The sequence below is a fragment of the Psychromonas arctica genome (genome assembly GCF_038155225.1).
Lineage (GTDB): Bacteria > Pseudomonadota > Gammaproteobacteria > Enterobacterales > Psychromonadaceae > Psychromonas > Psychromonas arctica_B.
The window spans coordinates 1-6,868 of record NZ_JBAKBA010000074.1; the positions used below are offsets into that span (position 1 = coordinate 1).

A 6,868-nucleotide genomic window follows, 5' to 3' on the forward strand; every position below is an offset into this window, starting at 1 on the left:
CTCACGCCTTATTAGTGTTAATTTTTCCTGCGCAATCTCTGATCACTTATTTAATACCATTGGTATAACTATCAGTAAGCTAGTACAAGTAGATTACTGATAGTTAGTCGCTTACTGATGTTGTGTTTTTAAACTCACATTGACCATCTGACTTTCTTTATTGAAAGTCTTCGTGAGCTTTGTAATGCTAATTATTTATTAAGTTCTTTCATGAAATGCATAATATATTTTGCTATTTCAACTGGTTTTTCTTCCATCGCAAAATGACCTGCATCGATTAAATGAAGCTCTGCATTGGGTACATCTTTTAAGTAAGCTTCTGCACCTGCTGATATAAAGGCGGGATCATTTTTGCCCCAAACCAATAACGTCGGTGGTTGTTTCTCACGTAAAAATGCTTGCCACTTTGGGTAAGCTAATAAGTTATTGTAATAATCTTGCAGCAACTGCACTTGGATAACGCGTTGTTGTTCGGTTTCTAAAAAGTGTAGTGCATGAGTCCAGCTATCAGGGCTCATGATCTCTTCTTTACCTTTAACATCACGTAAATATTGCTTATCTTTAATGCCTTGTACGCCAGTAAAGTCATAAAGCTTTTTAAACATCTCTGGAGACGTATCTTCATGTGCTTTTTTGAAAAAGGCTTGGCGTGGTGGTGTTAACCCTTCTAAATAAGCATTTCCATTTTGTGTTATCAGTGCAGTAATGCGTTCTGGTTGTTGCATCATTAAACGAAACCCAACAGGCGCACCAAAGTCTTGCATGTATACGGTGTAATGTTTAATGCCAAGTGCTTTAACAAACCCATCCATTACATCTGCCAATAGATCAAATGTGTATGGGTGTTTCTTAGGATCGGGTTTATCGCTGTAACCTGACCCTAGGTTGTCTGGCACGACAATATGAAACGATCCTGATAGTAGTGGAATCAGATGACGGTACATGTGTGAAGAAGAAGGGTACCCGTGTAAAAACAGAATAGTAGGGTTATCCGGATTACCCGCTTCGCGATAAAAAATGTTGTTTCCGTCAACGTTAACGTTACGGTAATAGGTGGTTTCAGGCCAAACGGCTTGTTCTGCAAAGGTTAAAGGGCTTGTGAATACGGTAAGTAAAATAAGAAACTTATAAATTATTTTCATGTTATTTTCTCAACATTGGTTGTTTAGTTAATTGGTTGTTTAATTAATCGATTGTTTAGTTAATTGGTTAATTGATAGCTATTTAAAACGATTATTGAGTCAGCCTATTGTTAGTACTAACGATAAGTAAATGGTGGTGAACAGATCTGTTTACTCGTTTGCGATAGTGGACGTTGAATGATATTTTGTCAAATAAAACCTAATTCAAATTTATCTCTGTTGGAGGTGTTTAAAAATCAGATTAAAAGCAATTAAAAAAATCGTTAGCCTTTCTCTTTAATTATCAGAAAAACATATTTGTTTATTCAATGGATTAATTACTCTATTTTCAATATTTTTGTGTGCTAATAAGCGCTTCTTAATCTATTGTATTGTTTATTTATTTTTTTAACTTAGCCTTAAGCTGAGCCGCTAATTTTTACCACTAGGTAGGTATTACATGAATATAAAAACGAACCAGAAATCAGACATCCTCGAACAAATCTTTTCTCAATTAAAAGCGCATTTTCCTGTGCGTGAACAGTCTTTATTACAAAATTTTATTAATGCCATTTATCGCGATGTCAGTATTGTTGATCTCGCGATCATTAGTCCTGACGATTTAGCAGGTTTAACGGTTTCTTTATGGCGTGAAGTGCATCAATGGAAAGGGGAAGTGGCTAAGGTCAAAGTATTTAACCCTGACGTTGAGCAAGATGAATGGCAATCAACGCATTCAATTATCAGTGTTTTGAGTCGTAATATTCCTTTTATTATTGATACGGTCAAAATCACGCTAAACAAACATAATACTAAACTGCATCGTATCTTTTACAGTGAGATAAACAGCGAACGTAATGCCTCTGGTAAATTAAAAACGCTTAATTCAGATATTGTCAATGCGAACGATTCAAACACTGAGTTATTGCTTTATATTGAAATCGACCAAACCAGTTCTTCTTCTGAACGAATGAAGATTCAAAAGAGTTTAGAGGGTGCGTTAAGTCATGTTTCATTGGTAGTCGATGATTATTCTCACATGGCGGCTAAAATAAAAGATGCGATAAAGGTAAGTAAAAAAGAAGTGTCTGCGATTACTTCAAAAGCTGATTTTGCTGAGCAACAAACTTATTTAGATTGGATGGCGGACGATCATTTTACGTTCCTTGCCTGTGACCAGTTCACTGTAAAAGACGGCTTTATTAGTATTGTCGAAAAAAGCCAATTAGGTTTATTAAAGCATAAAGAGTTTATGCACGATAAAACCCAATTCGATTGTTTACATGAGTTACAAGAGCCGTCTTTATTGCATTTTAGTAAAGCGTCACAACGTGCGATGGTGCATCGAATTGCTTATCCTGATGTGGTGTATGTTAAGCAGTTTAATAAACAAGGTGAGTTGATTGGCGGTACTCGCTTTATCGGTCTTTACACTTCTTCTGTTTACAGTGGTAGCCCATTAGGCATTCCGGTTGTTCGACAAAAAATTAATAATATTTTAGCGCAGTCTGGCCTGAGTTTGGGTGGGCATTATTACAAAGAGTTAACGCAAATCTTATCGACCTATGCCATTGAAGATTTGTTACTTTGTGATGAAAAAACCTTACTTAATAATGTGGTTGAAGTTTTACATGCACAGGAAAGAAAGCAGCTTAAACTCTTTTTAAGAACCGATGGTAATAAGCGTTTTGTTACTGCTTTATTGTATGTACCGCGTGACCTTTATAATACCAAGGTAAGGCTCAAGTTTGTTGAGTTGTTATCGCGCACGATGGATATTGTAGACAGCGATTTCCAAACCTATTTGAGTGAGTCTAACCTTGCGCGTTTACGTTTAGTGATTCATCTTGATAAGCCGCTTCAAGGCGAGTTAGAACTTGATGCGATTCAATTGCGTATGCAGCAAATTACGAAAGCATGGAATGAAGATCTGCAAGATTCATTAATTGAAAATCATGGTGAAGAAACGGCGGTTAAACTAGCACGTAAGTATGAATCTGCTTTCCCGACAAGTTACCAAGATAGCTTTAGTTCTCGTGTTGCTGTGACGGATATCGACCGTATCGAATCATTGTTTTTATCACCAGATCGCTCAATGGCCTTACGTTTCTACCGTTCTATTGAAGCGAATAATAGTGGATTGAAATTAAAGTTATTCCATCAAGATGGGGCTTTATTGTTATCAGACTTAATTCCTATTTTAGAAAACTTAGGCTTAAAAGTAGCTCAAGAGTACCCTTACCAAGTATCGCCTTCAGGTGAGAGCGTATTTTGGTTATATGATTTCACGTTGTTATACGTTAACGATGATGGCTTTGACCCTGAGAATTATCGTCATTTATTCTCTGATGCGTTCCTTGCTATTTGGTATGCACAGGCAGATAACGACCCCTTCAATAAATTGATTTTAGGGGCTGGCATTGCGTGGCGTGATATTGCCATGTTGCGTGCTTATGCGAAATACTTAAAACAGATTCGTTTTGGTTTCAGTCATTTCTCTATTGCTAAAACTTTGTTGGATCACAGCGGCTTTGTAAAACAGATTGTTAATTTATTCCATGCTCGTTTTAACCCTGAAAAACAGGTGAGCCTAGAGAAACAAGCAGATCTAGAAAGCGCTATTTTAGAATCACTTAACGATGTGAGTAACCTCAATGAAGATAGAGTGTTACGTAAATACGTTGAGTTAATTATGGCGACAATTCGTAGTAACTATTTCCAACAACAAGAGGGTGAGTTTAAAGATTACATTAGCTTTAAGTTCGACCATAAAAAAATAGGCGACATTCCATTACCGCGTTTAAGTTACGAAGTGTTTGTTTATTCTCCTCGTTTTGAAGGTGTGCATTTACGTGGTGGCAGTGTGGCTCGCGGTGGCTTACGTTGGTCTGACCGTGGTGAAGATTACCGTACTGAAGTGCTAGGGTTAGTGAAAGCGCAGCAAGTTAAAAACTCTGTGATTGTGCCTGTTGGTGCTAAAGGCGGCTTTGTTGCTAAGTACCTTAATCCGACAATGGATCGCGATACCTTTATGCAAGAAGGTATTGCCTGTTACAAAATGTTCATTAGCGCGTTATTAGATATTACCGATAACCTTGAAGCGGGTAATTTAATCCCACCTCAGCAAGTGGTGCGTTACGACAATGATGACCCGTATTTGGTGGTGGCAGCCGATAAAGGCACGGCGACGTTCTCAGATATTGCTAACGAATTAGCGACAGATCGTAACTTCTGGTTAAACGATGCATTTGCATCAGGCGGCAGTAATGGTTACGACCATAAGAAAATGGGGATCACCGCGAAAGGGGCGTGGATTAGTGTACAGCGTCACTTTAGAGAACTAGGGATTGATGTTCAAGAGCAACCTATTTCAGTGATTGGTATTGGTGACATGGCGGGCGATGTATTTGGTAATGGCATGCTATGTTCTAAGAAAATTAAGCTGTTAGCTGCGTTTAATCATCTCCATATCTTCATCGACCCGAATCCTGAAAACTTAGAGGCTTGTTTTGAAGAACGTCAGCGTTTATTCGATACACCAAGAACAAGTTGGGCTGATTATGATGCTAAGTTGATCTCTGCTGGTGGCGGTATTTTCGAACGTTCTGCAAAATCAATTGCGGTGACGCCTCAAATGGCTAAAGCGTTTGGCATTAAACAAGCGAAAGTCACGCCTACTGACCTGATTTCATTATTACTGAAATCGTCTGTTGATTTGTTATGGAATGGCGGCATCGGTACTTACGTTAAAAGCGAAAAAGAGAGTCATGCTGATGTGGGCGATAAAGCCAATGACAGCTTACGCGTTAATGGTTCTGAATTACGTTGTAAAGTGATTGGTGAAGGCGGTAACTTAGGCATGACACAAAGTGCTCGTATTGAGTTCTCTGTGCATGGCGGGCAATGTTTTACTGATGCGATAGATAATGCAGCGGGTGTGAACTGTTCAGATTTAGAAGTTAATATTAAAATCCTATTAGACAAACTCGTCTCAAAAGGTGATTTAACGGTTAAACAGCGTAATGTTTGGCTACAAAATATGACCGGACAAGTCTCTGAGTTGGTATTACATAATAACTACCGCCAAGCACAGAGTATTAGCTTATCTTACTTACAAGGTCATAAAGGCATTGAAGAGTTCCGAGGTTTAATCAATAGCCAAGAAGAGAAAGGTAAGTTAAACAGAAGCTTAGAATTTATTCCAAGTGATGAAGAGATCACTGAACGTAAAAATGCAGAGTTAGGTGTAACACGACCTGTTATTTCGGTGATGATCTCTTATGCTAAAAATGAAATGAAAGAAGAGTTAGCTAAAGCGCGAATTGCCGAAGATGGTTACTTAGCAAAAGAGGCTGAGAAAATATTCCCAGGTGAGCTAGTTAAATCTTACAAAGCAGAAATTCATGAGCATCCGTTGTTATCTGAAATTGTTGCGACACAGGTGAGTAATGACTTATTCAATGTCATGGGTGCAACGTTTGCTTATCGTATTATGTCTAGTACGGGGTGTTCGTTCTTAGACTTAGCTAAAGCATGGGTGGCTGCGCGTGATATCTTTAATCTACCTGAATTATTGGCTGAGATTGAATCATTAGATAATCAGATTGATAGTGCAGTTCAAACTGAGCTAATGAATAAGCTAATGCGTATGGTGCGTCATGCCACTCGTTGGTTTATTAGAAGTCATAGAGAGCAGTTAGATTGTGCGACGTTAATTAAGAAATACAAAACGTCGTTACATGCAGTGAAAGCGAATCTACCTAAGTTGCTTAGTGAACGTAGTTTGCAAGAACGTCAATTAGAGTTAGATAATGCAAAAGAACAGGGCGTACCCATCGCACTTGCTGAGAAACTCAGTAATACAGAGCAGTCTTATGCTTTATTAAATATTATTGATGTAGCAAGTAAATTGAAAGTCGATCCTCAATTAGCAGCACATGTGTATTTCTACTCTGAAGAGAAACTGAAATTAGCTGATATTGCCGCGCAGTTAAACTTATTACCAGTTGATAGCCATTGGCAGTCATTAGCACGTGAAGCAATGCGTGATGATTTAGAGTGGCAACAAAAACGTATCACTCGAGCTGTGTTATTGACCTTGCATGATAAAGACGTAGAAAAAGCGTATTTAGATTGGCAAGTACAGCATCAGAGCCTAGCAGATCGCTGGCACAAGATGACAGAAGCATTATCTGCCGTAAGCTTACCTGAGTTTAGTATGTGTCAGGTAGCGTTAAGGGAGTTATTGGATCTGTCTAAAAGCTAAGTAAACCTCACGTTAAGGTTCGATTTTAAATAGCGATGTTGATATCAACATCGCTATTTTTTTGGTTTTTTAGCACTTTTATATTTTGACCTCGCGGCGCATGGCGAATTAGGCAAAGCCTAGTGTTATGAGCGGAGGATCTCTGCAAACCCTATTTTTAGTTTGTTATAGTTTATGTTTTGACCTCGGGGCGCATGCTTCAGCTTGCAGATTTTTGTGTTGTTTGTATGTGGAGTAGCTTTGCGAGTCCTGTTTTCAGCTTGAAGGTTTTATTGTGTGTGTTTTTTATAAAATACTAAACTTGGTTCTATTAATTACATTTCTTCAAATTCAACACACAAGCCCTGCAGGCTAAAGCCAGCGCCTCTAAATGAAAACTAACTTTGCGGTATATAGGTTTTATGTTTTGAATTTGCGGCTCAAACATCAAACATCAAACATCAAACATCAAACATCAAACATCAAACATCAAACATCAAAC

2 protein-coding genes are annotated in these 6,868 nt (G+C 38.2%); one reads left to right on the forward strand and one right to left on the reverse strand.

The window, feature by feature from the left end:
- Positions 1-191: 191 nt before the first annotated feature.
- The gene (locus V6255_RS17670; RefSeq protein WP_341629325.1) at positions 192-1,142 is read right to left on the reverse strand and encodes an alpha/beta hydrolase; all 951 of its coding nucleotides are present in this window, start codon (positions 1,140-1,142) and stop codon (positions 192-194) included.
- Between the two features lie 439 nt (positions 1,143-1,581).
- Between V6255_RS17670 and V6255_RS17675 the strand changes: the two genes are divergently transcribed.
- On the forward strand, positions 1,582-6,387 hold the full coding sequence (locus V6255_RS17675; protein WP_341629326.1) for an NAD-glutamate dehydrogenase: 4,806 nt from the start codon (positions 1,582-1,584) through the stop codon (positions 6,385-6,387).
- Positions 6,388-6,868: the final 481 nt, after the last annotated feature.